Source organism: Angustibacter aerolatus, from assembly GCF_054776675.1.
The window spans coordinates 16,047-39,757 of the sequence record NZ_BAAHBM010000010.1 but is presented as its reverse complement, the minus strand read 5'-3'; the positions used below and the strand labels follow the sequence as shown (position 1 = coordinate 39,757).

General features: G+C 74.8%; 27 protein-coding genes. 10 read left to right on the top strand and 17 right to left on the bottom strand.

Translation table 11 applies throughout. The features are described 5' to 3' along the window. Positions 1-11 precede the first annotated feature (11 nt). The 11 genes from ACYVI6_RS04390 to ACYVI6_RS04340 form a co-directional block, all read right to left on the bottom strand. The gene (locus tag ACYVI6_RS04390) at positions 12-635 is read right to left on the bottom strand and encodes a pilus assembly protein TadG-related protein (RefSeq protein ID WP_460445200.1); all 624 of its coding nucleotides are present in this window, start codon (positions 633-635) and stop codon (positions 12-14) included. After that, positions 635-853, bottom strand: a complete 219-nt coding sequence (locus ACYVI6_RS04385; protein ID WP_460445199.1) for a hypothetical protein — start codon at positions 851-853, stop codon at positions 635-637. Before ACYVI6_RS04385 ends, ACYVI6_RS04390 begins: the two co-directional genes overlap by 1 nt. Before the next feature lie 122 nt (positions 854-975). Next, positions 976-1,686 carry a response regulator transcription factor gene (locus ACYVI6_RS04380; protein ID WP_460445198.1) on the bottom strand — a complete coding sequence of 237 codons (711 nt, stop codon included), beginning with the start codon at positions 1,684-1,686 and terminating at the stop codon, positions 976-978. Beyond that, positions 1,683-2,894 carry a sensor histidine kinase gene (locus ACYVI6_RS04375; RefSeq protein WP_460445197.1) on the bottom strand — a complete coding sequence of 404 codons (1,212 nt, stop codon included), beginning with the start codon at positions 2,892-2,894 and terminating at the stop codon, positions 1,683-1,685. Before ACYVI6_RS04375 ends, ACYVI6_RS04380 begins: the two co-directional genes overlap by 4 nt. Continuing rightward, the gene (locus ACYVI6_RS04370; protein ID WP_460445196.1) at positions 2,887-3,795 is read right to left on the bottom strand and encodes a type II secretion system F family protein; all 909 of its coding nucleotides are present in this window, start codon (positions 3,793-3,795) and stop codon (positions 2,887-2,889) included. The genes ACYVI6_RS04375 and ACYVI6_RS04370 overlap by 8 nt, the downstream gene beginning before the upstream one ends. Next, on the bottom strand, positions 3,792-4,718 hold the full coding sequence (locus ACYVI6_RS04365) for a type II secretion system F family protein (RefSeq protein ID WP_460445195.1): 927 nt from the start codon (positions 4,716-4,718) through the stop codon (positions 3,792-3,794). The genes ACYVI6_RS04370 and ACYVI6_RS04365 overlap by 4 nt, the downstream gene beginning before the upstream one ends. Next, on the bottom strand, positions 4,718-6,061 hold the full coding sequence (locus tag ACYVI6_RS04360; RefSeq protein ID WP_460445194.1) for a CpaF family protein: 1,344 nt from the start codon (positions 6,059-6,061) through the stop codon (positions 4,718-4,720). The genes ACYVI6_RS04365 and ACYVI6_RS04360 overlap by 1 nt, the downstream gene beginning before the upstream one ends. Position 6,062: 1 nt before the next feature. Beyond that, positions 6,063-6,422, bottom strand: a complete 360-nt coding sequence (locus ACYVI6_RS04355; protein WP_460445193.1) for a TadE/TadG family type IV pilus assembly protein — start codon at positions 6,420-6,422, stop codon at positions 6,063-6,065. Beyond that, positions 6,419-8,008 (bottom strand): AAA family ATPase, encoded by a 1,590-nt coding sequence (locus ACYVI6_RS04350; protein ID WP_460445192.1) that lies wholly within the window; start codon positions 8,006-8,008, stop codon positions 6,419-6,421. The genes ACYVI6_RS04355 and ACYVI6_RS04350 overlap by 4 nt, the downstream gene beginning before the upstream one ends. Beyond that, a complete protein-coding gene (cpaB, locus tag ACYVI6_RS04345; protein WP_460445191.1) occupies positions 8,005-8,895 on the bottom strand; it encodes a Flp pilus assembly protein CpaB in 891 nt (296 codons plus the stop codon). The genes ACYVI6_RS04350 and cpaB overlap by 4 nt, the downstream gene beginning before the upstream one ends. Beyond that, positions 8,892-9,785 (bottom strand): hypothetical protein, encoded by an 894-nt coding sequence (locus ACYVI6_RS04340; RefSeq protein ID WP_460445190.1) that lies wholly within the window; start codon positions 9,783-9,785, stop codon positions 8,892-8,894. The genes cpaB and ACYVI6_RS04340 overlap by 4 nt, the downstream gene beginning before the upstream one ends. 309 nt (positions 9,786-10,094) lie before the next feature. Between ACYVI6_RS04340 and ACYVI6_RS04335 the strand changes: the two genes are divergently transcribed. From ACYVI6_RS04335 to ACYVI6_RS04305, 7 genes are read left to right on the top strand one after another with little or no spacing between them, the layout of a single operon-like run. Next, entirely contained in the window at positions 10,095-11,780 is a 1,686-nt protein-coding gene (locus tag ACYVI6_RS04335; RefSeq protein WP_460445189.1) for an OmpA family protein, read from the top strand. 1 nt (position 11,781) lies between these two features. Continuing rightward, positions 11,782-12,186 (top strand): DUF192 domain-containing protein, encoded by a 405-nt coding sequence (locus tag ACYVI6_RS04330; protein WP_460445188.1) that lies wholly within the window; start codon positions 11,782-11,784, stop codon positions 12,184-12,186. Next, the gene (locus ACYVI6_RS04325; RefSeq protein WP_460445187.1) at positions 12,183-13,661 is read left to right on the top strand and encodes a hypothetical protein; all 1,479 of its coding nucleotides are present in this window, start codon (positions 12,183-12,185) and stop codon (positions 13,659-13,661) included. Before ACYVI6_RS04330 ends, ACYVI6_RS04325 begins: the two co-directional genes overlap by 4 nt. Next, the gene (locus ACYVI6_RS04320) at positions 13,658-14,305 is read left to right on the top strand and encodes a hypothetical protein (RefSeq protein ID WP_460445186.1); all 648 of its coding nucleotides are present in this window, start codon (positions 13,658-13,660) and stop codon (positions 14,303-14,305) included. Before ACYVI6_RS04325 ends, ACYVI6_RS04320 begins: the two co-directional genes overlap by 4 nt. Beyond that, positions 14,302-14,742 carry a hypothetical protein gene (locus ACYVI6_RS04315; protein ID WP_460445185.1) on the top strand — a complete coding sequence of 147 codons (441 nt, stop codon included), beginning with the start codon at positions 14,302-14,304 and terminating at the stop codon, positions 14,740-14,742. Before ACYVI6_RS04320 ends, ACYVI6_RS04315 begins: the two co-directional genes overlap by 4 nt. Before the next feature lie 56 nt (positions 14,743-14,798). After that, entirely contained in the window at positions 14,799-16,181 is a 1,383-nt protein-coding gene (locus tag ACYVI6_RS04310; protein WP_460445184.1) for a hypothetical protein, read from the top strand. Next, positions 16,178-16,588 (top strand): DUF3592 domain-containing protein, encoded by a 411-nt coding sequence (locus tag ACYVI6_RS04305; protein ID WP_460445183.1) that lies wholly within the window; start codon positions 16,178-16,180, stop codon positions 16,586-16,588. Before ACYVI6_RS04310 ends, ACYVI6_RS04305 begins: the two co-directional genes overlap by 4 nt. Before the next feature lie 88 nt (positions 16,589-16,676). Here ACYVI6_RS04305 and ACYVI6_RS04300 read toward each other — a convergent pair whose 3' ends face one another. Next, positions 16,677-17,450, bottom strand: coding sequence for a glycosyltransferase family protein (locus ACYVI6_RS04300; protein WP_460445182.1), 774 nt, complete (start codon positions 17,448-17,450; stop codon positions 16,677-16,679). Further along, positions 17,447-17,953 carry an NUDIX hydrolase gene (locus tag ACYVI6_RS04295; RefSeq protein ID WP_460445181.1) on the bottom strand — a complete coding sequence of 169 codons (507 nt, stop codon included), beginning with the start codon at positions 17,951-17,953 and terminating at the stop codon, positions 17,447-17,449. Before ACYVI6_RS04295 ends, ACYVI6_RS04300 begins: the two co-directional genes overlap by 4 nt. 35 nt (positions 17,954-17,988) lie before the next feature. On the opposite strand from ACYVI6_RS04295, the gene ACYVI6_RS04290 reads away from it, so the two are divergent. Beyond that, a complete protein-coding gene (locus tag ACYVI6_RS04290) occupies positions 17,989-18,945 on the top strand; it encodes a glutathione S-transferase family protein (protein WP_460445180.1) in 957 nt (318 codons plus the stop codon). 4 nt (positions 18,946-18,949) lie between these two features. Here the strand turns inward: ACYVI6_RS04290 and ACYVI6_RS04285 are convergent, their stop codons facing one another. From ACYVI6_RS04285 to ACYVI6_RS04270, 4 genes are all read right to left on the bottom strand, one after another. Further along, positions 18,950-19,216, bottom strand: coding sequence for a type II toxin-antitoxin system RelE family toxin (locus ACYVI6_RS04285; RefSeq protein WP_284289848.1), 267 nt, complete (start codon positions 19,214-19,216; stop codon positions 18,950-18,952). Beyond that, positions 19,213-19,500: a type II toxin-antitoxin system Phd/YefM family antitoxin gene (locus ACYVI6_RS04280; RefSeq protein WP_460445179.1), complete on the bottom strand. Its 288-nt coding sequence runs from the start codon at positions 19,498-19,500 to the stop codon at positions 19,213-19,215. Before ACYVI6_RS04280 ends, ACYVI6_RS04285 begins: the two co-directional genes overlap by 4 nt. Before the next feature lie 112 nt (positions 19,501-19,612). Then, positions 19,613-20,005, bottom strand: coding sequence for a hypothetical protein (locus ACYVI6_RS04275; RefSeq protein WP_460445178.1), 393 nt, complete (start codon positions 20,003-20,005; stop codon positions 19,613-19,615). Positions 20,006-20,012: 7 nt separating this feature from the next. Then, positions 20,013-21,356 (bottom strand): PspC domain-containing protein, encoded by a 1,344-nt coding sequence (locus tag ACYVI6_RS04270; RefSeq protein ID WP_460445177.1) that lies wholly within the window; start codon positions 21,354-21,356, stop codon positions 20,013-20,015. Between the two features lie 142 nt (positions 21,357-21,498). Between ACYVI6_RS04270 and ACYVI6_RS04265 the strand changes: the two genes are divergently transcribed. Both ACYVI6_RS04265 and ACYVI6_RS04260 read left to right on the top strand, forming a co-directional pair. Then, complete coding sequence (locus ACYVI6_RS04265) at positions 21,499-22,836, top strand: PspC domain-containing protein (protein ID WP_460445176.1); 1,338 nt, start codon at positions 21,499-21,501, stop codon at positions 22,834-22,836. Further along, the gene (locus ACYVI6_RS04260) at positions 22,833-23,480 is read left to right on the top strand and encodes a LuxR C-terminal-related transcriptional regulator (RefSeq protein ID WP_460445175.1); all 648 of its coding nucleotides are present in this window, start codon (positions 22,833-22,835) and stop codon (positions 23,478-23,480) included. Before ACYVI6_RS04265 ends, ACYVI6_RS04260 begins: the two co-directional genes overlap by 4 nt. Positions 23,481-23,711 lie beyond the last annotated feature (231 nt).

Genomic DNA, 23,711 nt, shown 5'->3' with positions numbered 1-23,711 from the left:
CGCCCAGCGGGCTAGAACGGCCCGGAGTCGTCGACCAGCCGGATGCGGAAGACCTGCTGCCACTGCTTCAGGGTGCTGGTCTGGAACACCGTGTACCCGGCGGTGTTCAGGTAGTCGACCGAGGCGGTGCCGCCGCGCGAGGCGGTGCAGGTGACGACCTCGTGGTGGTCGTAGCCGCTGCTCGTGTAGTACGAGAGCGTGCAGCGCGGCAGGTGCAGGTCGGCCTTCGCGGTCGCCGTGCCCTGCTGGTGCCGCGCGGCGGTGGCCTTGCTGCGGGTGCCGGTCGTCACGGTGCCCTGGCTGGGGTCGTACCGGCACGACGTCAGGCTCGCGGTGTTCTGCTCGGCGTAGGCCGCGCCGGCCGGGCAGGCGGCCGCCGACACCGCGCTGCCGAGCGCCGACCACTGCCCGTGGAACGTGGCCCCGTTCACCACGACGACGGCGAGCATGCCGTCGCGCGCGTACTTCGCGGCGGCCAGCGCGGAGGCGTCGGCCGCCTTCTGCGCCTTGCCCCGCGAGTCGGACGCCTCACCGAAGCCGAACATGCCCAGCGCGCAGGCGAACAGGACCAGCACGAGCACGAGGAGGGGCAGCGTGATCTGCCCCTCCTCGCGACGTGCGGTCCGTGCGGTCATCAGCTGCCGGGCTCGGAGATCTTCTTGAAGGCGTCCTCGACGGCCTTCGAGACCTTCTCGCCCATCTTCAGCTTGAAGAGGGCCACCATGATCACGCCGATGAGGACGGCGATGCCGACGTACTCGAGCGTGCCCTGACCGCGGTCGTCGCGGGGGCGCTCGCGCAGGACGTGCAGACGGGTCTGACCCTCGGCGGCGATGCGGTAGAGCATGGTCATCTCGGTGGTTCCTCTCGCTCGGTGCCCTGACTGGCTACGACGCAGACTCTGCTCTCCGGAGCGTCGGGCTCCCAGGGTCCGGGGGCCCACGAAAGGGCCCAAACCGGACCCATCCGCACCGGTCAGCGGCGCAGCCAGAGGCTCACGGCCTCGGCCCGCGAGGTGACGCCGAGCTTGGCGAAGATGCGGTTCACGTGGTTCTTGACGGTCTTCTCCGACAGGTAGCAGCGACTGGCCACCTGGCTGTTCGTGAGGCCCTCGGCGATCAGGTCCATGACCTCCTGCTCGCGCACCGACAGCCCCCACGTCTGCGCGGGTCCCGTTGCGGCAGAGGCGTTCCCGCCCGCCATGCTCAGGGCCGCCGCGCCGGCCAGGATCGCGCCGGCGGACGGCGAGAGGTGCACGCCGCCGGCGGCGACGGTGCGCACCGCGGCGACGAGCTCGTCGATCGCGAACTCCGAGTGGACGACGAAGCCGCGCGCGCCGGCGGCGAGGGCGGCGGCGATGACCTCGGGCTCGTCGGAGTGCGTGAGCATCAGCACCGGCACGGTGGCCGCGATGTGCTGTGCCGCAGCGATCCCGTCGACCTGGGGCATCCGCACGTCGAGGAGTGCGAGGTCGGGGTGCAGCTGCTCGACCAGCTCGATGGCCTCGCGACCGTCGCGGGCGACGCCCACCACGTCGAGCCCGTCGATGGTCGCCAGCAGGTTCGCCATGCCGGTGCGCACCACGGGGTTGTCGTCGGCGAGCACCAGCCGCAGCTCGGCCACGGGGTCGCCCGGCGCGTCGTACGGCGGTCGGGTGGCGCCGTCCGGTTCGGTCGTGCTGCTCATCGGGCTCCCTGCACGGTGGTGGGTGCCGCACCCCGCGGCACGGTCAGTCGGACGCGGGTCCCCTTGCGCGGCAACGGATCTCGCAGGTCGATGACGTCGGGCTCCGGGGCGCTGCGGGCGTCCTCGACGACCAGGTGACCGCCGACGACCCCGGCGCGCTCGGTCATGCCGACCACGCCGAACCGGCCGCGGCGCACCGCCGGCTCGCCGCCGAGGCCGACGCCGTCGTCCTGCACCTCCAGCTCGACGACGCGGTCGTCACCCGACAGGGTGACCGTGACCCGGCTGGCACCGGCGTGCCGGTGCACGTTCTCGAGCGCCTCGTCGAGCACCCGCAGGGCCGCGATGCGCTGCGTCGGGTCGAGGTCGCCGACGCCGCCGGTGCGCACGTCGACGGGCACGCCGGTGCGCTCCGACCAGCGGCGCGAGCGGTCTGCCACCGCCTGCACGAGCGGCGCGCTGTCGTCGTCGCGGCGCAGGCCGGTGAGCACCTCGCGCGACTGGGCGAGGGCGGCGCGGGCGGCGATCTCGAGGTCGTCGGTGAGCCGCACGACGCCGTCGGCCTCGCCGGTGGCGGCGGTGCGCGACACCGCCATCGTCTGCAGCACCAGGCCCTGCAGCGTCGAGCTCAGCCCGTCGTGCAGGTCACGGGCCAGCCGGGTGCGCTCGGCGGCGGTGGCGGCGGCCCGCTCGGCGGCGGCGGCCGCCTCGACCGCCTGGGCCAGCCGGTCGTGCACGCTGCGGAACGCCGACCCGGCCAGGGCCAGCAGCACGTAGGCGGCCGGCACGGTGAGCGACGACCAGCCGGCGTGGCCGCGCGTCGTGCGCTCGAGGTCGGCGAGCAGCACGTACCCGGCCGCGAGCAGCGTGGTCAGCAGCACCGTGGCGCCGCGGGTGAACAGCAGGCCGACCAGCACCGCGGTCGTGAACGTGTAGGCCACGAAGGCGGACGACGTGCCCGCCTGCGCCAGCACCACGAGGCTCACCAGGACGTCGGCGGCGGCCAGGCCCACGTGGCGGCGCAGCAGCGGCACCACCGAGCCCCAGCGCAGCGCCAGGCCGGTCGTGCTGGCCACGAGCACCAGCACGAGCACCACCTCGTCGGCGCGCGGCGGCCGCGACTGCCAGGCCAGCGCCACCGGGTACAGCGTGAGGATGCGCAGCAGCACCAGGCTGCGCACCGACGTCGACGTCACCGCCTCAGCCACCGAGCACCCCACCCAGGTCGATCCCGGACGACAGGAACAGCGAGACCACGAGCAGCACCAGCGCGCCGGGCACCATGACGATGGTGACGACGAGCGCGACGCGCGGCGAGGTGCGGGCGGCCGACTGCCGCGCGCGCTGCGCCGTCGAGCGCCGCATCTCGACGGCGATCTGGTCGAGCGCCTCGGTGAGCGGCGAGCCGAGCTCCTCGGCCTGCAGCAGCGCGACGACGAACTGGTCGAGCGCCTCGGAGGCGTTGCGCTCGCGCAGCCGCTGGAAGGCGTTGCGCCGCGACTCGCCGACGTCCATCTCGCGCAGCGTGTGGGTGATCTCGTCGGCCAGCGCGCCGGTGTAGCGCGACGCCACCCGCTCGAGCGCGGCACGGAACGACAGGCCGGCGCTCACGGTGACCGCCAGCACGTCGAGGAAGTCGGGGATGTCGCGGTCGATCGACCGCTGCCGCCTGCGCCTGGCGCTGCGCAGGGCGAGCTCGGGCAGGAACCACGCGGCCACCAGCACCAGCAGCGCCACGAAGCGCTGGCCGTAGAGGAAGAGCGCGACCGCCGCGGCGCCGAACACCACCAGCAGCCGGGCCTTGCGCTCCAGGTGGGTCTGCAGGGTGAGCCCGTCGGGGCGGCCGGCGAGCTCGATCCGACGGCGCATGGCGTCGAGCCGCGTCGAGCCGATCACCTCAGCGAGCGGGGGAGCGAGCCGTCGTCCGACCCAGCCGAGCGGGCCGCCCCCGCGGTCGAGCTGCTTGCGGCCGCGCACGAGCGCGAGGTCCTCGACGTCGAGGCCCTGCATGGGGTCGCTGCGCAGCCGGGCCCACCCGGCGACGGCGACCCAGGCGCAGACGCCGGCGAGCAGGGCCGCGAGCGGGGCGACGCCGAACAGCGCCGTCACGTCTCGATCCTCGTCATGCGGCGGATCAGGAGCATGCCGATGCCGAACGAGCAGACGGCGAACCCGAGCGCCAGCAGGCCGATCGGCGTGCTCGTGACGGTCTTCAGCAGCCCGGGGCTGATCGTGTTCAGCATGAACAGCAGGCCGACGCCCAGCGCCACCACGAGGTACCCCGTGTAGGTGGCCTGCGTCAGCAGCGTGCGCACCTCGCGCTTGAGCTCCTTGCGGTCCTCGAGCGTCGCCGCGATGTCGCGCAGCGCGGTGATGAGCGAACCGCCCGAGCGCGAGCTGATGACGAGCGTGCCGACCAGCACCGACAGCTCGCGCCCCGGCAGCCGCTGCTCCATCTGCAGCAGCGCCTCCTCCAGCGGCGTGCCCACCGCCATGGAGCGCGCGCACCGTCGCAGCTCGGTGCGGGCGGGCTCGGCCAGCTCCTCGCCGGCCATCTCGATCGCCGTCCGGATCGACAGGCCGGCGCTGGTCGCGTTCGACAGCACCCGCGCGAGCTCGGGCATCTGCCCGACGAACGCGACGCGCTGCTGGTCCTCGCGCCACACCAGCCACTGCCGCAGCAGCAGCACGGCCGCGACGGCGATGATCACCGCGACCAGGCTCGACACGAGCGTGGACGCCGCGACGGTGACCGCCACGACGACGACCGCCACGACCACCACGGCCTCGGCGGGCAGGACGCCGGGCAGGTTGGCGGCGAGCAGCCGGCGCTCGAGCCGGCGTCCCCACTGGGTGCGCCGCACCGCGCGGTTCGGGCCGCCGGCCAGCCAGCCGCGCACGCCGGTGCGGCCGCGGCCGGTGTCGCCCTCGAGCGCGCGCTTGTCGGCCGCGCCGCGGGCGAGGTACCAGACCCCGGTCACGGCGACGAGCAGCGTCAGGGCCAGCAGGCCCAGGCTGGTGACCGGCCGCATCAGCCGGCTCGCCGGACGTACAGCTCGGAGGGGTGCTCGGCGACCCGGAACGGCTGCGGCAGCGGCTCTCCGGCCAGCACCAGCCGCTCGGCCAGCGCGGCCGGCAGCGGGTGGTGCTGGTAGGTGCCGCGCACGACGCGGTCGGCCGTCATCGGCTGCGGCACGAACTCGGTGAGCGACGCCAGCGCGAAGTCCTCCCGCCGGCGCGACGAGACCGCCGACACCTCGCTCACCCGGCGCGAGCCGTCGGACCCGCGCTGCAGCTGCACGATGACGTCGACCGCGTTGTTGATCTGGTCGCGCAGCGCCTCGAACGGGATCTTGATCTCGCTCATGCTGGCCAGCGTCTCGAGGCGCATGACGGCGTCGTCGCCGCTGTTCGCGTGCACCGTGGCCATCGAGCCCTCGTGGCCGGTGTTCATCGCCTGCAGCATGTCGAGCGTCTCGCCGCCGCGGACCTCGCCGACGATGATGCGGTCGGGGCGCATGCGCAGCGAGTTGCGCACCAGCTCGCGGATCGTGACCTGGCCCTTGCCCTCGACGTTCGCCGGGCGGGACTCCAGCCGGATCACGTGCTCCTGCTGCAGCTGCAGCTCGGCGGCGTCCTCGACCGTGATGATGCGCTCGTGACCGGGGATGAAGCCGGAGAGCGCGTTGAGCATCGTGGTCTTGCCGGTGCCGGTGCCGCCGCTGACGATCACGTTGACGCGCGCCCGCACCAGGGAGCCCAGCAGCAGCGCGGTCGACTCGTCCATCGCGCCCTTGCCCACCAGCTCGGCCAGCGAGTAGGCGCGGGGGAACCGCCGGATGGTGAGCATCGGCCCGTCGAGGGCGAGCGGCGGCACGATCACGTTGACGCGCTCGCCGGTCGCCAGGCGCGCGTCGACCATGGGGCTCGACTCGTCGACGCGGCGGTTCACGCCCGCGACGATCCGGTCGATGGTCTGCATGAGCTGGTCCTCGTTCGCGAAGTGCGCGTCGAGGCGCTGCAGCACACCGGCTCGCTCGACGAAGATCGTCTCGTGGCCGTTGACCATGATCTCGGTGACGCTCGGGTCGGCGAGCAGCGGCTCGAGGATGCCGAGGCCGAGCGCCTCGTCGACGACGCGGCGGATGATCGCCTGTCGCTCGCCGGTCGTCAGGATCGGGCCCTCGCGGCTGAGCAGGTGACCCATCACCCGCTCGAGGCGCAGCCTCCGTTGCCCCGCGTCGAGCTTGCTCAGCTCGCCGAGGTCGATCTCGTGCAGCAGCAGGCCCCGGTAGCGGGCGACGGTCTGCGCGTGCGCGTCGGCGTCCGAGGTGTCGCCGCCGAGCTTCACCTGGTGGCGGTCGAGGAGTCCCACGTCAGCCTCCGATCCCGGGCTCGGTCTGCGGCATGGTGGCGCTGCGCACGATGGTCATCGTCGGCATCCGGGGGACGACGCGCGGCACCGTGAGCCGCACCGTCCAGTGCCCTCGTGCACCGGTCGCCACCGGGTGCAGCGAGCTGCTCACCGCGTTGCGGGCGGCCGACTGCCCGGACTGGCCGAGCGTCGAGGCGCGGGCCGCGGCGCGGGCCGCACCGTTCGCCTGCGCCATCGTGTAGGTCACCGCGGCGACCTGGATCACGAAGAGCACCATCAGCAGCAGCAGGAACGCCATGCCCACCAGCTCGAGCGACATCCACCCGTCGTCGCGCCGCGCGCGCCGTCGCACCGCCGTCATCGCTCGCTCACCTGGCCGGCGCTGGCCCGCAGCGGGATGTCGAGCGAGCGCGCCCCGGGCACGAACAGCGGCGGGCGGACGGCGACCCGCACCGTCGTGCCGCTGCTCGACACCTGCATGCCCCGGCGGAACGACGCGGGCACCGCCTGCTCGGCCGCCGACCGGACGTCGCCCCCCACCGCCGCGGCGCGCGCGCCCTCGGCCGCGGAGTTGGCGGCGTAGTGCGCGCCCACGCCCATCAGCACCGCCTGCCAGGCCAGCAGCACGATCAGGATCAGGATCGGGAACAGCCCGACCAGCTCGATCGTGCCCTGCCCCTCGTCGGCGGTCGCCAGGTCGTCGGTCGTCACGGCACGGCGGCGGCCGCCCTTCGCGCGCCGCTCGCGGGCCGCTCGCTCGGGCCGGGCGGCGCGCTGCTGCCGGCTGCTCAGCGGCCGCTGGCTGCTGACCCGCAGCTCGACGGCGAGCTGCTCGAGCTTCGACGTCCAGCCGCTCTGGGCGAGCTCGGGGTCGCGCTGGTTCGCGGCGGCCTCGAGCCCGCGGAACACCGCGGGCAGCCGGGTCTCGACGACCTGCGTGCCGGCGATCTTGGCGGCGGTCTCGGCCTGGATGTCGGTGCGCTTGTCGGCGCGGTTGACGATGGTCTGCACCGCCTCCTCCTTGCGCAGCCCCAGGCGCTCCCACATCTCGACGGCACGACGCACCCCGCGCAGGGACGGCACGTCCGGCATCGTCACGACGTAGACCTCGTCGGCCAGCTCGACCGCGGCCGCGGACGCCTCGTTGACGACGGCGCCGGCGTCGACGATCACCACGTCGTGCCGCTGCCGCAGCCCGGTGAGGATCGCGGCCACCTGGTCGCCGGTCAGCCGCTCGGCGAACTCGCCCTCGGCCGGCGCCAGCAGCACGTTCAGCCCGGACGGGTGCTGGTAGAGCGCGTCGGCGATCGCCCGCGGCCCGAGGTCCTGCGCCACCGGCGCGAGGTCGAGGATGCTGCGCCGGTGCTGCGCGTCGAGGTAGAGCGGCACGTCGCCCTTCGCGACGTCGAGGTCGACCAGGCACACGCGGCGGGTCGGGTCGTCCTGCGCGCTGTGCAGCGCCAGGTGCACGGCGAGCGTGGTGGTGCCGACGCCGCCCTTCGCCCCGGCCAGCACGACCATCAGGCCCGCGGCGCTCGTGGTCGCCTCGCGCTCGCCGCCGATGACGCGCCGCATGGTCTGCGCCCAGCCGCCGGCCGACATGATCTTCGTGGCGACGTCCTCGACCTGCAGCGGCAGCTCGACGACGGCGCGCGCCCCGGCGTCCATGGCCTGGGCCAGCACCTCGGCCGACCCGGAGCGCGCCGCGACCACGATCGCCAGGTACGGCTTCGCGGTCACCGCCTCGCGGATCAGCGGCCACACCGGCGTCGGCGAGAGGTCCTCGCGCACCAGCACGACGTCGGCGTCGAGCGCCCCGAGCTGCTCGCGCAGCTGGGCCTCCGACGTCACCGTGCCGACGGCCTGCGCACCCGCCGCGGCGACGGTCTCGGCCAGGTCGGCCGCCAGCTCCTGCGACGGCGCCGCGATCAGCACCCGGTAGCTCATCGGCTGCTCCCTGCGGCCTCGGTGTCGCGCTGCGTGCCGGAGCCCCTGCCGTCGGTCGACGCGGGCTCGGCGGTCTTCTTGTCGGCGCCCTTGCCGGTGGGCGGCGCGGTCACGGTCTCCTGCAGCAGCGGGGGCAGCCGCGTGTCGTTGAAGCTGCGGGCGTCGGGCGTCACCTTCTTGCCCGACTCGTTGTTGCCGGACCGCATGATCCGCATCTTCACGCTGAACGCCTCGGCGTACGCGAGGGCCGTGGAGTCCTTGACGCTCAACGCGAACGTGACCGGCACGACCTCCTGCGGGTCGGCGTTGCCGTCGGTCGCGGCGCCGACCTCGATGCCGACCGGCGTCTTCTCGCCGACGCTGACCACCAGCGCCTGCGAGACCACGATGCCGGCGACGTTGTAGGGCAGCTGCGCCTTGCGGACGCTCTGGTCGACCTGGTTCTGGCTGCTCTGCCGGGCCGCGAAGGCCGCCACCACGTCGACCTTGTCGCCGGGTCGCACGCGCCCGTTGATGCCGTCGGCGGCGTCGAAGTTGATCGACACCTCGCGCATGCCGTCCGACAGCGACGAGCTCGACGTCATCATCTCCGACGTGAGGTAGCTGCCGGACTTCACGGTCGTGAAGGTCTTCTGCCCCAGGAAGTCCGCCTCCCGGGTGACCGTCGTGTCGGTGACGTACTTGGTCGGGATCTCGACCGTGCGCAGGTCCTGTGGCGTCACCGCCGCGAAGGGCGGGATGTCGCGGGCGGCCACGTACACCTTGGTGCGCGGGCCGACCTCGGCGTTCACCTGGGCGACGTACGACGCCACGCCGAGGAAGACGGCGCACGCGCCGAGCGCGGCCAGCACCAGCATCACGAGGCCACGGCGCTGTCTGGGGTTCATGCTGCTCCTGCCGGCAGCCCGGCCGCGGCCCGGTCGTCGGTGCTGTCGAGGGTCTGGTCGGTGAGGTCGATCGCGTCGAGCCGGTCGCCCGCGGTGAGCGCGTCGATCCGGTCGATCGCGTCGGGGCGGCGGGCGTGGCAGAAGCGGCAGGCGTCCCAGGCGACGGGGGCGCCGCACGAGCGGCACTCGACGGCGGCGTCGAGCGCGGTGCGGACGACGAGCGAGAGGTCGTGCGGGACGGCGACCAGCTCGGTGCAGCGCGAGGTCGCCCAGCGCACCCGGCTCGCGTCGGGGCGCTCGACCTCGACCGGCTCGCGCTCGCCGAGCCGCGCGACGACGTCGGCCGCCACGGCGCGGGTGGGCTCGTCGCCCGCGGTGCACCAGACGTCGAGGTCGGCTCCGGTGTCGGGCAGCCGCAGACCGCGCGGCTCGCCCTGCACCACGACGGCGATCTGCGGCGTCGGGTGCGTGGTGACGACGAAGCGCGAGGTGGGCCACCACGACCGCAGGTGCTGCGCCATCGAGGGCGTCGGCTCGGCGAGGCGGGTCACCGTCGACAGCGCGGCACCGGCGACGACGCTGCGCTCGACGGCCTCGGTCACGACCAGCAGCTCGGGGGCCGACAGCTCGTCCTGCATCCCCGCGAGGAGGTCGCCCACGACGTCGAGCGCCAGCGGCGGCAGCGTGCTCGCGTGCACCACGCCGACCGCGCCGGGGGCCCCCGCCCGACCCAGCGACACGGTGCGCGCGGCGGTCGCCGCGGCGGCGGCGGGGACCACGACGACGAAGGGGTCGGCGCGCGCCGCGGGCGGCCGCAACCGCTCGACCAGCGCGTCGACGTCGCCCACGTCGAGCGTCGTCCTGAGATCGGGTGCACCCAGCACCCTCATGCGTGAGACCTGTTCCTGCACAGCCGAACTCGAGCTCCCTCCGGTGTCCACGTGCCTCGCACCGCGTCGTCGTCGACGCGCCCGCGAGCCACCCTCACCACGTGTCCCGTACGCCCCCACCCGGCCCGGCGACCCCCGATCGGGGGGTGTCCAGTTTGCCCGGAGTGCCATAGGTTAGACCCGGATGATCTTGAAAGGGAACCCCCGTGTGGGAGCCTCACCCACGAGGCGGCCGACCGTCACAGGTGGTGGGTACCCGTCACGAGTTGTCAGCACGGAAGCAGTCGAGGAAGGGCTGGGGAACGCACGATGACGCCTGGGGTGGAGCTCGGCGGCGCGGTGCCACGGGCGCGTCGCGGCGGCGGACGACGGCGGCTCGCGGTGGCGACGGGGGTGCTCGCGGCGCTCGCCGTCGGGGGGTGCACCGGTGACGCCGAGCCGTCGACCGGGGCCGCGTCGACGGGCGGCGGCGGGGGCGCGACGTCCGGCTCGGCGACCCCGACGCCGAGCGCGTCGCCGGAGGTCGTCGTGCAGGACGGGTACCACCGGTTGAACGTCTTGCCGGCTCCGGTGAAGACCGTCGACGTCGTCGACGACACCGACGAGGAGCCGGCGCGGGCGCGGGTCGAGGTGGTGCGCGCCGAGAAGGTCGGCGACGTCGTGCGGGTGCTGCTGGCGTGGGACCCGGCAGCCGAGGGCGAGGACGCGCGACCGGCGATGATGCGGGCGCTGCGTACGCCGCGGGACGTCGAGTACGAGCTGGGGCTGCGCCTCTACGACCGCACCGCCGGCACCCTCGCCGAGCCGCTGCGCACGAGCGACGGCACCTGCCTGTGCTCGACGAACACGCAGGAGATCGTGTCGGGTGGCGACCAGGGCCTGTACTGGGCGGACTTCCCGGCGCCCGCGTCGTCGTCGGTGACGCTGCTCATGGGCCGCGACCTGCCGCCGGTCGAGGACCTGCCGATCAGCGCGCAGCAGCCGCCGCTGACGCTCCCGGACGACGTCGTCGAGTGGGGCGACGGCCCGCCGCCGGCGACACCCGGCGAGGGTGCCGGTGACCCCGTGGTGCACGACGTCGTGCGCACCGTGTCGAGCTTCGGCGGCTCGGAGGAGGCGCAGGACGGCGACAAGGCGGAGGTCTCGCTGCCGTCCGACGTGCTCTTCGCGTTCGACTCCTCGACGCTGAACGCGAAGGCGAAGCAGGTGGTCCGGGCCGCCGCACCCAAGCTGGCGAGGGCCGCGAAGGGCAAGACGATCGTGGTCGAGGGGCACACCGACGACCAGGGCTCGCCGGGCTACAACCAGCAGCTGTCGCTGGCCCGCGCCCGCGCCGTGGTCGCCGCGCTGTCGCCCGCGGTCGAGAGCGCCGGCATCCGGTTGCAGGCGGTCGGCCGGGGCGAGAGCGACCACCTGGTGCCGAACGTGACGCCGGAGGGCAAGCCGATCGAGGCGAACCGGCAGCGCAACCGCCGGGTGACCTTCGTGTTCGACCGCGACCGCTCGCGCGGCGGCGAGCGGGTCGGCGTCGACGCCCCGAAGCCGCTGCCGAAGCTGGCGGTGGCGCGCACGACGCAGCCGACCGCCGCCGTGCCCGACCCGGTCGCCAGCGTGCTGTCGCAGGACGGTTCGGTGCGGCTCGACGTCACGTCGGTGCGGCGCACCGGGCAGGACGTCGTGGTGGGCATGGCGCTCGCGTCGACGGGTGACGAGGCGCCCTGGGGCACCTCGACGAAGGTGCTGGGGCAGAATCCCTTCGCGCAGAACGGCACCCTGGTCAACGTGCGGATGGTCGACGAGCAGCAACGGACCCTCGCGCTGCCGCTGTCGTACGCGAAGGGCGCCTGCGTCTGCACCGAGGACCTCGGGTCGGGCACGATCTACCGCAACCCCCTGGTGATGTGGGCGGTCTTCCCCGCGCCGCCGCAGTCGACCTCGGAGGTCACGCTGCGGGTGCCGGGCGTCGGGCAGGTGCGCGACCTGCCGGTGAGCTGACGTGGCCCGCCTCGCACCGGCCGAGCGCGAGCGGCTGCGCGCCTGCGGCGACCGCGGCCGGCTGCACGTCGACGGCGCGCCGGTCGACCTCGTCGTCGACGTCGCGCGCTCGCTCGGCCGCCGCACCGTCGGGCTGCTCGGCCGCCGCGAGGTACCCGGCGGGCTGCTGCTGCACCCGTGCTCGTCCGTGCACTCGCTCGGCATGCTCACCGACCTTGAGGTCGCCTACCTCGACCGCGAGCTGCAGGTGCTCGAGGTGACGCGGCTGCCGCGCTGGCGGATGCACCTGCCGCGACGTCGGGCGGTCGCCGTGCTCGAGACCGCGGTGCTCGGCCTCACCGCTCGCGGGGTGCGACCCGGCAGCGTGCTGCACCTCGAACCCGTCGCGGCACAGGCGTCTGCGTGAACCGACGGGTCGAGCCGGCCGACGCCGGGTGGGTGCAGCACGTGGGCGTGCTCGTGCTGGTCGTGGTCGTGGTGGGCGCCGCACTCACCCTGCCGCTCGCCCCGCAGCTGGCCGAGTCGCTGCGGGTGTCGGTGTGCCGCAGCACCGGCGGCGCCTGCGGCTACGTGCAGTCGGCCACCAGCTGCCGGGTGCTGGCGCGCGACCGCTCGATCGGGGCGGCGCTCGCCCCGCGCTCCGTCGTCCGCGACCCGGCCGAGGGCAGCACGGTGGCCAAGCAGACCGACGGCACCGCCGTGGTCGACCTCGACCGCCCGCGCGACGACCGCATCGGCGACCTCGGAGCCGTTGCGCGGGAACGGCTCCGGCTCGGTGACGGGCCGTCGACGGCGTCGGGTGCCTCGCTCGGGGCCGAGTACCGCTTCGGCAGCCACGACGCCGCCGACGCGTGGCTCGACCGCCTGCGCGGCGAGGTGACCCCCGTGACGCTGGCCGCGCAGGGGCCCGTGGGCATCGGGCTGCCGGACGGCGTGCGCGAGGTCTCGAAGCTGCTCGGCTTCGGCGACCCCGACGACCTCGGTCGCCCCGACGGCGTGCTGGTCGACCTCGGCGGGCAGACCGCCCTCGGCGGCGGGTACGCCCGGGCCGCGCTGCCCGCCAGCGGCCGGGTCGACGCACCCCCGGGCGGCACCACCCTCCGGCTCGACGCGGACGGCCGCTCGACCACCACCGGCACCCTGGCGCCGCCGCGCAGCACCGGCGAGCAGCCCGCGGCCTACGGGTGGCAGCTCGGCGTGGACGGCCCGGTGACCTGGTCGGTGCAGCTGGACGCCGGTCGCCGGCCGGTCACCCTGCAGCTGCAGGGGATCGCGGGCGTGCAGCCGGACGGCAGGTACCGCGCGGCCACCAGCCTGCCGGGCACCGCCCGCGCCGCCGGTGGCATCGCGCCCGAGCCCGAGGTGGCCGCCACCGAGGCCGCCGCCGGCGTGCAGCGCACCGAGACCGTCGTGCTCGACCTGCGCACGCCCACCAACCGAGCGGCCTTCGACCGCGCGTTCGTGCTCGCCGGAGCCGTCGCCGTCCCGCGCCCGGTCGCTCTCGCACAGGTGCCGGCGAAGCCCACGAAGCAGCAGACCACGAGGCAGAAGGCGTCGAAGCAGAAGGCGTCGAAGCAGAAGGCGTCGAAGCAGCAGGCCGCGCGTCCGCTCACGCCGGTGCGGGTCGACGCCGGTGCCGCGAGCGGGGCAGCGCGGGCGCTCGTCGCCCGGTTCGCGGCCGACGCCGTGGTCGCCCGGGTCACCACCCGCACGCCCGGAGCAGCCAGCACCACCACCACGACCACCGCGACCACCGCCGGCGCGACGACGGGCAGCGTCCCGGCGTCCGGACGACAGGAGACCACGTTGACGCAGGCACGCAGTCAGGACCTCGCCGTCCCGGGCAGCAGGCTCGCCGACCTGTCCGGGTGCACGGCGTGACCGGGCGACGGCTGGTGCTGGGGGCCGCCCTGCTCGGGCTGCTGCCGCTCGCCGCCTGCGGCACCGGCGACCAGCCGGCCAGCGCCTCGGCCACCCCCTCGGCCACCCCCTCCGCCACGGCCACGCCCTCGTCGTCCGTCTCGACACCGCCGGTGCCGGCCGGGTGGACGCCGGTGCGGCAGGACGACCTGGTGCTCGCGCTGCCCCCGGGCTTCGCGCCGGTCGCGGCGGGGGGCGGCATGCCCGGTGCGGCCGCCCAGTGGACCCGTCCCGACGCGAAGCTCCCGGTGCCGCCGGCGATCGCGGTGTTCAGCGAGACCGGCCGGGTCGGGCCGCTCGACGTCCGCGCCGACCTGCTGAGGACCACGCGCAGCGCCCAGCTCGGCGCGCAGCCGGTCGGCGCCCCGACGTCGGTGACCGTGCCCGGGGCGGCCGGGGCGCTGCGGCTCGAGTGGGTGTGGGACTACGCCGTCGTCGCCGGGAAGCCGGCCGTGCCGAGCCGTCAGGTCGAGCTCGTGGTGCAGACCGCGGGGGAGCGGCAGTACGGGCTGCTCGTCGGCGCCCCGGAGACGTACCTGACCGACGAGGTGCTGCAGCAGGTGCTGGCCACCGTGGCCGTCGTGCCGTCGGGGAGCGCGGCGTGAGCGTCGTGCACCGGCCGACGCTGGTGCGGGCCGCCGTCTTCACCGCGGGCGCGACGTTCGTGCTGTCGGTGCTCAGCCGGCTGGCGGCGCCGTCCCTCATCGACCTCACCGGCTCCTCCAGCGCGCACACCCTGCTGCTGGTGGTCGGGTGCCTGGTGCGCGTGCTGGCCGGACGGGCGGCGGCGCGCCCGGCGTGGCAGGCCGGTGCCGACCTGGCGATGGTGCTGGTGAGCGTCAGCCTGGGCGCGCTGCTCGGGTGGGTGGTGTTCCCGGGCGTGCTGTCGGTGATCGGGCTGCTCGCGGTCGGCGCCACGCTGCAGGAGTCGGTGCGGCTCGGCGTCGACGTCGTGCTCTGGGTGGCCTGCGCCGGGCTGGGTGGGGCGCTGGCCAGGCTGGCGCTGCCGCGGGTCGGGCGCCGGGCCTGGTCGGAGCGGTGACCGGGCTGGGTCCACGGGCCCATGACGCCCGTGCCCGTCGTGCGTAGGTTCGTCCCGTGAGCGGATCGGGGGCGCGCAGGCGCGACGAGGGGGCGGGAACGCTCGAGTACGTCGGCATCGCCGTGCTCGTCGCCGCGATCTTCGGCTCGATCGCGCTGCTGCCGCTGGCGTCCGACGTCTCGGGCTCGATCCAGTCGGCGCTGTGCCGCATCACGGGCGGCGAGTGCGGCTACGACCGTCCGACGCCGCGCTGCACGACGTCGACCCGCGACCGCACCGTGGGCGCCGCCGTCACGGCGTTCTTCGTGAAGGGCGGGCACGACGACAAGTACTCCGTGGTCACCTACGGCGACGGCTCGGCCGACGTCCTGCTCGCCGACTCCTACGAGCTGGGCGTCAAGGGCACCGCGGGCGAGAAGCTCGACCTGTCCGCCATCTCGAAGAAGCTGCAGGCCAAGGGGTACGTCGAGGGGTCGGTGTCGGCGACCGGCGGGTACCAGACCGTGTACCACTTCGACTCCGCCGAGGCCGCGAACCGCTACGTCGAGCGCAACCGGGGCGTCGCGCAGCACGTCGGCAACGCCATCCTCGGGTCGGCCGGCGACGCGCTCGAGCAGGGCGTGCACTGGCTGCAGCGGCAGACCGGCATCGGCGACCAGGACGACGCGCGCAGCCCCGACGCCGTGGTGCTCGACGTCGGCACGCAGGTCACCGGTGGCGCGGGCTACGGCGCCTCGACCCTCGCCGGCGTCACGGCCGACGCGAAGGCCGCGGTGAAGGGGTCGGTGCGGCTGAACGCCGACGGCACGCAGCAGTTCACCGGCGTCTTCGACAGCAGCGGCAACGCCAACGGCAGCCTGTCGTTCGTCAGCGGCAAGCTCGGCTTCACCGGCAAGGGCCAGTACACGGTGAAGATGGACGCCGACGGCAACCCGGTCGAGCTCACCGTGCAGGGCGAGTACGGCGGCACCGGCGGCATCGGCTCGACCAAGGCCGGCCTGCCGGTGAACAGCAGCGGCGGCAAGGCGACCTACGGCGGCAACGGCGACACCGGGCACTCGGTGCAGCACTCGTACACGCTGAACCTGCGCAACCCGGCCAACCGCGCGGCCTTCGACCAGGCGTTTGTCACCGCCGGTCCGGTCGTGCTGCCGCGCCCGACGCCGACCACCCTGCCGGCCGGTGGCCTGCCGCTGCCGAACCCCGTCGAGCTGGCCGAGCAGATCTCGCCGCTCGTCGACCGCATCGCGCAGGACGCCGTCTACGTGCGCTCCGAGTACGACACCGGCTCGATGGGCGGCACGATCGGCGGCTCGGTGCCCGGCTTCGGGCTCGACGGCACCTACAAGGGCAGCAGCGCGACGCTCACGAAGGCCGAGAGCCAGGACTTCGCGGTGCCGTCGAGCACCCTGGGCGCGATGACCAGCTGCCCGCAGTGAGGCAGCTGCTGCCCGGGCCGGCGGTGTGGCTGCTGCCGCCGCTCGCCCTCGGGGCGCTCGTCGCCTGCGTGCTGGCGGCGCGACAGGCCCGCGGCGACGCGGCCCGGCTGCGTCGCGCGCTCCCGGCGCAGGGGACCGTCGTCGGCGTCGAGGTCAACAGCTCGCAGCAGTCGTTCCCGCAGGTGCGCTACCGCACGCCGGACGGCGCCGACGTCGTCGCCCGCGCGCACTCGTCGTCCGACCACGCGCGGTTCGCCGTCGGCCAGCCGGTCGGCCTGCGCTACGACCCGTACGACCCGACCTGGATCGCCGTCGACGGCCTCCCGACCGGTTCTGCCGCAACGGGTGTCGCAGCCGTGGTGCTCGGCGTCGTCGCCGTGCTGCTGCTCGTGGCCTGGGTGGTCTGACGCCGCGACGCGAGCCACGTGAAGTCGGCTCGCGCACCGTTCCAGGGGCGCGCACACCCCTCGAACGGTGCGCGAGCCGCCCGAGGGGTCAGGGGACGGTGACGGGGTGCTCGGCGTCACCGGCGCGGACGACGTCGTGCAGCACCTCGTCCGCCCGCACCACCGCGCCGGGCCAGACGACGCAGCGCTCGATCCGCCCGTGCACCTCGGCACCCGGCGCCACGACGCTCGCGCCGCCGGAGGCGAGCAGGTTGGCGTGCAGGTAGTCGGCGGGCGTGCCGCAGTCGACGACGTCGGCGGCGGTCTCGACCAGGTCGAGGGCGTCGAGGCGGTCGCGCCACAGCACCTCGTACAGCCCGGACGGCGTGGCGGCGAGGTCGCGCACGAGGCGCCAGGGCAGCAGGCACGACCCGACGTAGCGCACCGAACGGCCCTCGAGGGTGAAGTCACCGCGACCGGTGACCTCGCGCACCAGCAGCCGGCAGCGCTCGCCGTCCCACCCGTCGGCGAAGCCGTGGAGCACCGAGCGGTCGGACCACGCGTCGGCGTTCGTCACCAGCACGTCGCGGCCGTCGAGCCAGTCGCGCAGCCCGCCCAGCGCCCCGGCGGTGCCGAGGGCCTCCGGCTGCTCCACCGCGAGGTGCGCGCGCTCGCCGACGTGCGCCACCACCTGGTCGGCGTGGTGGTGGGCGTTCACCGCGACGGACGCCGGTCCAGCCCCGGTCAGCGGCTCGACCCGGGCGAGCGCGTGGTCGAGCAGCGGCGCGTTCGCCACCGGGCAGAGCGCCTTGGGGCGCAGCGTGGTCAGCGGCCGCAGCCGACGTCCCTCGCCCGCGGCCAGCACGACGCCGGCGAGGCTCACAGCACGTGGCCGTCGTAGCCCGCGGGGTCGCGCACCGCCTCGGCCGCCGCCAGGATCTGCTGCGTCGGGCCGTCCATCTCGTCGATCTCGGACGGCAGCAGCCAGCGCGCCTGCACCGCCTCGCCGCCCGGCTGCTCGCCGACGTCGCCCTGCACCCGCACCCGGTAGACCACGTCGACCCGGCGCAGCGGCGCGTCCACCACCACCGTGATCGGGCGCCCGACCACGATCTGCATCCCGAGCTCCTCGCGCACCTCGCGGGCCACCGCGACGGCGGCCGGCTCGCCGCGGTCGAGCAGCCCGCCGGGCAGGCTCCACCCGACGCGGTGCGGCTGGCGCAGCACGAGCAGCCGCTCGTCGCGCTCGATTAGGCACACCGCCCCGACGGTGTACCCCGGCGTGCCGAGCCGCACGAGCCCGCGCCGCACCGGAGCCGGCAGCCGGCGGAACGTGCGCAGCGCCAGCAGGTACACCGCGCGGCGGGCCGAGGCAGGGTCCGTCATGCGCACCACCCTACGGACCGGCGTACCGTCGTCCCGTGACGACGACGGGGCAGTTCGCCGGCGAGACCGGCACGGGCGGGGAGTGGAAGCGGCAGCGCAACCGCTTCGCCGGGCGCATCACCACCGACAGCGACAGCGCGCCGGGGGAGGGACCCGACGCCGAGGGCCGCTGGCCGGTCGAGCCGGGCCGCTACCGGCTCGTGGTGTCGCTGGCCTGCCCGTGGGCGCACCGCTCGGTGATCGTGCGCGAGCTGCTGGGCCTGCAGGACGCCATCTCGCTCGCCGTCGTCGACCCGGTGCGCGACGAGCGCGGCTGGCGGTTCTGGCTCGACGAGGGCCACCGCGACCCGGTGCTGGGCATCGAGTACCTGTCGGAGGCGTACCTGCGCACCGACCCCGAGTACGACCAGCGGGTCACCGTGCCGTGCGTCGTCGACACCGTGACCGGGCTCGTCGTCACCAACGACTACCCGCAGATCACCCTCGACCTGTCGACGCAGTGGCGCGCGTACCACGTGCCCGGCGCCCCCGACCTGTACCCCGTCGACGAGCGCGCCGAGATGGACCTGCTCATCGAGGACGTCTACCGCGACGTGAACAACGGCGTGTACCGCTGCGGGTTCGCCACCACCCAGGAGGCGTACGAGGCGGCGTACGACACGCTCTTCGCCCGGCTCGACGTGCTCGAGGGCCGGCTGGCCGACCGCCGGTTCCTCATGGGCGACCACGTGCGCGAGGTCGACGTGCGGCTGTTCACCACGCTGGTGCGGTTCGACGCGGTCTACCACGGCCACTTCAAGACCAACCGGCAGAAGCTCACCGAGTTCCCGAACCTGTGGCGCTACGCGCGAGAGCTGTTCCAGGACAGGGGTTTCGGCGACACCGTCGACTTCGACCACATCAAGCGGCACTACTACGTCACGCACGACACGATCAACCCGACCGGCATCGTGCCGAAGGGCCCGGACCCGGCGGTGTGGCACACCGCCTGAGTCGTCACGAACGGTACGCGTCCCCTCGGTGCTGGATCTTGACGACTCGCACGATCACCGACGCGTCCTGGATCTCGTAGACGATTCGGTACGTCCCGCGCCGTGCCGAGAAGAGACCCTCGAAGGGAGCCAACAGCGGCTTGCCGACGCGGTACGGGTTCTCGGCCAGCGGTCCGTTGACGAACTCCCAGACGGCGATCGCGACCGACTCCGGCAGCGTGTGGCTCAGGGCTCGCTGTGCGGCCGGCGCCAGGACGATCCGATGGGTCACGCCGGCTGCGCGCGACGACGGATGGCCGCCAGACCCTCTTCGTAGGTCATCTCCACGCCCTCGCCGCGGTCCAGGCTGGCGCGGGCCGTCACGATGTCTGCCACCAGCTGCGGGTCGGACAGGATGTCGAGCGTCTCCTCGAGGCTCTCGAGGTCCTCGATCGACAGGAGCGCCGCGACCGGCCGTCCCTGCTTCGTGATGATGGTGCGTTCGTGGGTAGCGGCGGCGGACGCGACGATCTCGCTGAGGCGAGCCTTGGCGTCAGCGAGCGAGGTCGTCGTCATGACCAAGATCGTAGTCTGATCTCGTCGTGGTGTCGAGTGCCGAAGGGCCCGGACCCGGCGGTGTGGCACACCGCCTGAGCCCGGGCCCGTCCCTCCCTGCCGCCGTCGAGGGCTACTCGCCAGCGGTGTCCTGTCGGCCGAGCGGCCGGGTGTCCGGCCCCTTGGTGAGCCGCACCGTGTCGTCCGACGACTCGGACGACGCGAGCCGGGTCGCGCCCGTCGAGGGCGCGGACGACGGGCTCTGGGCGGGCTGGGCGGGCTGCGCCCGGTCCGGGGTGACCGTCGTGGTGGTCGCCGCCGCGGACGAGCCGGGCGCCGAGTCGAGCGCCGGTGCCTGACGGCGACGGTTGCCGCCGAGCGTGGCGACCAGGCCGACCAGCCCGGCGGCGACGAGCACCGCGGGTGCGGCGACGGACGCCGCGGGGAAGCTGAGCACGTCCTGCTGCTGCAGGATCACCAGCACGCCCACACCCAGGAACACCAGGCCGAAGACGAGCGAGGTCACGTCCGCGTCATGCCTGCGCACGGTGCACCTCCAGCTGGCCGACGCCCGCACCGAGGTGCAGGTGCAGGGTGCCGCCGCCGGTCACGTCGTCCGTGCCGTCGTCGCTCACGTTCAGCTCCACGCCAGGTCCTCCCACGTCCTGCCCGAAGGCGTTGATCCCGCCGAGCCCGACGCTCGAGTCGAGCTGCACGTCCAGGTCCGCCGGCACGGTGACCTCGACGCGGCCGGCGCTGATCTCGACCGACATGTTCGCGTCGGTGCCGGCCAGGTCGATGCCGCGCAGGTCGTAGAACACCTCGCCCGGGCCGAAGTCGGCGTCGAGCGGCAGCTCGGCCACGGTCGTCGGCGTGCGCCGCACGGTGTTCGGGTCGCCCACGCCGTCGCCGATGCGCTGCCCGGCCACGACGGCGCCGCACGCGATGCTCAGCAGGATGCCGAGGGCGATGAGGCCGCGGGCCCGGCCGACGAAGGTGCCGACGATCAGCGCCACGCCGACCAGCGCGAGCGGCGCGGCCACGTAGACGACGCCGGGCAGGTCGCCGCCGGCCAGGTCGATGCTGATGAGCACGCCGAGCAGGATCAGGACCAGGCTGACGGTGAGCCGCCCGAGCAGCGACCGCTCACGACGCGGCGTCGGCGGCGGGGGCTGGAAGGCGACCGGTGGCTGGTACGGCGGCTGGTACGGCGGCTGCGGGGTGCTGCCGCGCGGGGCGAGCAGCGGCCCGGCGGGCGCGGGGGCCGAGGCCGCGAACGCGGTGCCGGGCGCCGGCTGCGGGCCGTACGGTGCGGACGCCGTCGCCGCGGGCGGGACCGGCGAGCCGGACGCGGCGGCCGCCGGGCGGGAGGGGTTCCAGCCGACCTGCACGCCCTCGCGGCGCACGAGCAGCAGCACCAGACCGGCGACCGCGAGCACGAAGAGCAGCCCGCCGTCCCAGTGGTCGAAGGCCGCGAGCAGCGACCCGAACGCCACCAGCGCCAGCGCCACCGCCAGCAGCACCGTCTGGGTCGACGGACGCCGCGGGCCCGGCTGCACGACCTGCTGGCCGATCGAGGGCTCGCCGTCGTCGACCGGCAGCAGCAGCCACCCGGCGGCGTAGAGCACCAGGCCGGCGCCGCCGAAGAAGACCAGCACGACGAGCACGATGCGCAGCAGCAGCGGGTCGAGGCCGAGGCTGCGGGCGACGCCGCCGGCGACGCCGGCCGCCATCCGCTCGGACCGGCTGCGACGCAGGCCGCGCAGGACGCCGGCCACCCGCTCACCGGCGTCCGGGCCGCCGGCGGGCCCGGCGGGCCCGGTGGGTCCGGCGGACGGCGGTGGGGGAGGGGGCTGGGTCTGCTGCGTCTGGTCCATGGCACCGATCGTGGCCCCGCGGCGCGCCCCGGCGCATCGGGGTCGACCCTGAGGGACCCCTGGTGCCGCACCCCGGACCGGGGCCGGCGCTCAGGGGTGTCCCCCGTGGTGGGAGGCCCCTCGCACGCGGCAGGATCAGGGGGTGACGACACCACCTCCGGCGACCGGCCCCGCCGCCGACGCCGGCCCGGCTGCGGCTGCCGCCCCCGCGCGGCTGGAGCGGGCCGACGACGGCCGGCTCGTCGCAGGCGTGGCCGCCGGCCTGGCCCGGCACCTGGGCGTCTCGGTGGTGCCCGTGCGGGTGGCGTTCGCGCTGCTCGCGGCGGTGAACGGGTTCGGCGTCGCGGTGTACGCGGCGCTGTGGGTGTTCGCGCCCCGCACCAGCCCGGACGCCGGCGACCCGGCGGCGCTCGCGGCGGCGAGCCGGGGCGGACGCCGGCCGCGGTTCACGGTCGGCCGCGGCGACCTCGGTCAGCTCGCGGCGTTCGGGGCGCTCGGCGTCGGCCTGGTGCTGCTGCTCAGCTCGGTGAGCGCCGGGCTGCCGCTCCGGGTCGTCGTGCCGGTGCTCATCGCCGCCGCCGGCCTGACGCTGCTGTGGGTGCAGGCCGACGTCGCCGAGCGCGCCGGCTGGCTGCAGGCCGCTCCCGGCGGTCAGCGGCTGGCGGCGCTGTCGTCGGCCCCGCTGTCGACGAAGGCGCTCGTGGTGGCGCGCGTCGTCGGCGGTGTCGCCCTCGTGGTGCTGGCGCTGGTCACCTTCCTCGTCGGCAGCGGGCGCCTCGACGCGCTGCGCGAGTCGTTCCTGCTGCTGCTCGTCGTCTTCATCGGGCTCGGCCTGGTGGTCGGCCCGTTCCTGTGGCGGCTGGTGCGCCAGCTCGACGACGAGCGCCGCGAGCGGTTGCTCAGCCAGCAGCGGGCCGACGTCGCCGCGCACCTGCACGACTCGGTGCTGCAGACGCTCGCCCTCATCCAGCGCCGCGCCGACGACCCGCGGGCGGTGCGCGCGCTGGCCCGCGGGCAGGAGCGCGACCTGCGCGGCTGGCTGTTCGAGCCCGAGACCCAGGAGCGCACCACCCTGCGCCCGGCGCTCGAGGCCGTCGCCACCGAGGCCGAGCAGGCGCACGGCGTGCCCGTCGAGCTGGTCGTGGTGGGCGACGCCGACCTCGACGCGAACCTGCAGGCGCTGGTGCGGGCGACGCGCGAGGCAGTGGCCAACGCGGCCCGGCACTCCGAGGCGCCGTCGGTCGACGTGTACGCCGAGGTCGTCGACGGTCAGGTCGAGGTGTTCGTGCGCGACCGCGGCGTGGGCTTCGACCCGGCGGCGGTGCCCGACGACCGGATGGGGCTCAAGGGCTCGGTGATCGGCCGCGTCGAGCGGCACGGTGGCACGGCCCGGGTGCGGTCGACCCCGGGCGAGGGCGCGGAGGTCGCGCTGACCATGAAGGTGGGCCACGGCGCCCCCCAACGCGAGGAGACGTCATGAGCGACACCGGGTCCGAGCTGGTGCGGGTCGTGATCGTCGACGACCACGCCATGTTCCGCAGCGGCGTGCGCGCCGAGCTCGGCGACAGCGTGCAGGTCGTCGGCGAGGCCGAGGACGTGCCGACGGCGCTCGCGGTGATCGCCGCGCAGGTGCCCGACGTCGTGCTGCTCGACGTGCACCTGCCCGGCGGCGGCGGCCTGCAGGTGATCGCCGGCTCGGTGGGCACCCCGGCCCGCTTCCTCGCGCTGTCGGTCAGCGACGCCGCGCAGGACGTCATCGGCCTGATCCGCGCGGGCGCCCGCGGGTACGTCACGAAGACCATCACCGGTCCCGAGCTCGTGGCGGCGATCCGGCGGGTGGCGGACGGCGACGCGGTGTTCAGCCCGCGGCTGGCCGGGTTCGTGCTCGACGCGTTCGCCGGCGGCCCGGTGCCCACGATGGACGACGACCTCGACCGGCTGAGCGCCCGCGAGCGCGAGGTGATGCGGCTCATCGCGCGCGGCTACGCCTACAAGGAGGTCGGCAAGGAGCTGTTCATCTCGGTGAAGACCGTCGAGACCCACGTGTCGTCGGTGCTGCGCAAGCTGCAGCTGTCGAGCCGGCACGAGCTGACCCGCTGGGCTGCCGACCGACGTCTCCTCTGACGGCTGACCGGTGTTCACGATCCGTTCCAGCCGTTGTGGCGCAGCGGTTTCAGCCGAGCGGCTAGGGGGACGAACCGGACACCGAACGGCCGCTCGCCTGCCACGGCGGCGCCGCCCGGTGTTGGCCGCTCGGCCCGCTGCGGCTGGGTGACTGGCCGCGGCGCACCGGCGACCGCCGCCGCGGCGCCGGTGGAGGAACCGTGCACACAGTCGTCCCCGGACGTCGGGCGC

Coding starts and splice junctions, on each gene's coding strand:
- ACYVI6_RS04390 (WP_460445200.1), bottom strand. CDS start 635: ATGACCGCACGGACCGCACGTCGCGAGGAGGGGCAGATCACGCTGCCC.
- ACYVI6_RS04385 (WP_460445199.1), bottom strand. CDS start 853: ATGACCATGCTCTACCGCATCGCCGCCGAGGGTCAGACCCGTCTGCAC.
- ACYVI6_RS04380 (WP_460445198.1), bottom strand. CDS start 1,686: ATGAGCAGCACGACCGAACCGGACGGCGCCACCCGACCGCCGTACGAC.
- ACYVI6_RS04365 (WP_460445195.1), bottom strand. CDS start 4,718: ATGCGGCCGGTCACCAGCCTGGGCCTGCTGGCCCTGACGCTGCTCGTC.
- ACYVI6_RS04355 (WP_460445193.1), bottom strand. CDS start 6,422: ATGACGGCGGTGCGACGGCGCGCGCGGCGCGACGACGGGTGGATGTCG.
- ACYVI6_RS04350 (WP_460445192.1), bottom strand. CDS start 8,008: ATGAGCTACCGGGTGCTGATCGCGGCGCCGTCGCAGGAGCTGGCGGCC.
- cpaB (WP_460445191.1), bottom strand. CDS start 8,895: ATGAACCCCAGACAGCGCCGTGGCCTCGTGATGCTGGTGCTGGCCGCG.
- ACYVI6_RS04340 (WP_460445190.1), bottom strand. CDS start 9,785: ATGAGGGTGCTGGGTGCACCCGATCTCAGGACGACGCTCGACGTGGGC.
- ACYVI6_RS04335 (WP_460445189.1), top strand. CDS start 10,095: ATGACGCCTGGGGTGGAGCTCGGCGGCGCGGTGCCACGGGCGCGTCGC.
- ACYVI6_RS04295 (WP_460445181.1), bottom strand. CDS start 17,953: ATGACGGACCCTGCCTCGGCCCGCCGCGCGGTGTACCTGCTGGCGCTG.
- ACYVI6_RS04280 (WP_460445179.1), bottom strand. CDS start 19,500: ATGACGACGACCTCGCTCGCTGACGCCAAGGCTCGCCTCAGCGAGATC.
- ACYVI6_RS04270 (WP_460445177.1), bottom strand. CDS start 21,356: ATGGACCAGACGCAGCAGACCCAGCCCCCTCCCCCACCGCCGTCCGCC.
- ACYVI6_RS04260 (WP_460445175.1), top strand. CDS start 22,833: ATGAGCGACACCGGGTCCGAGCTGGTGCGGGTCGTGATCGTCGACGAC.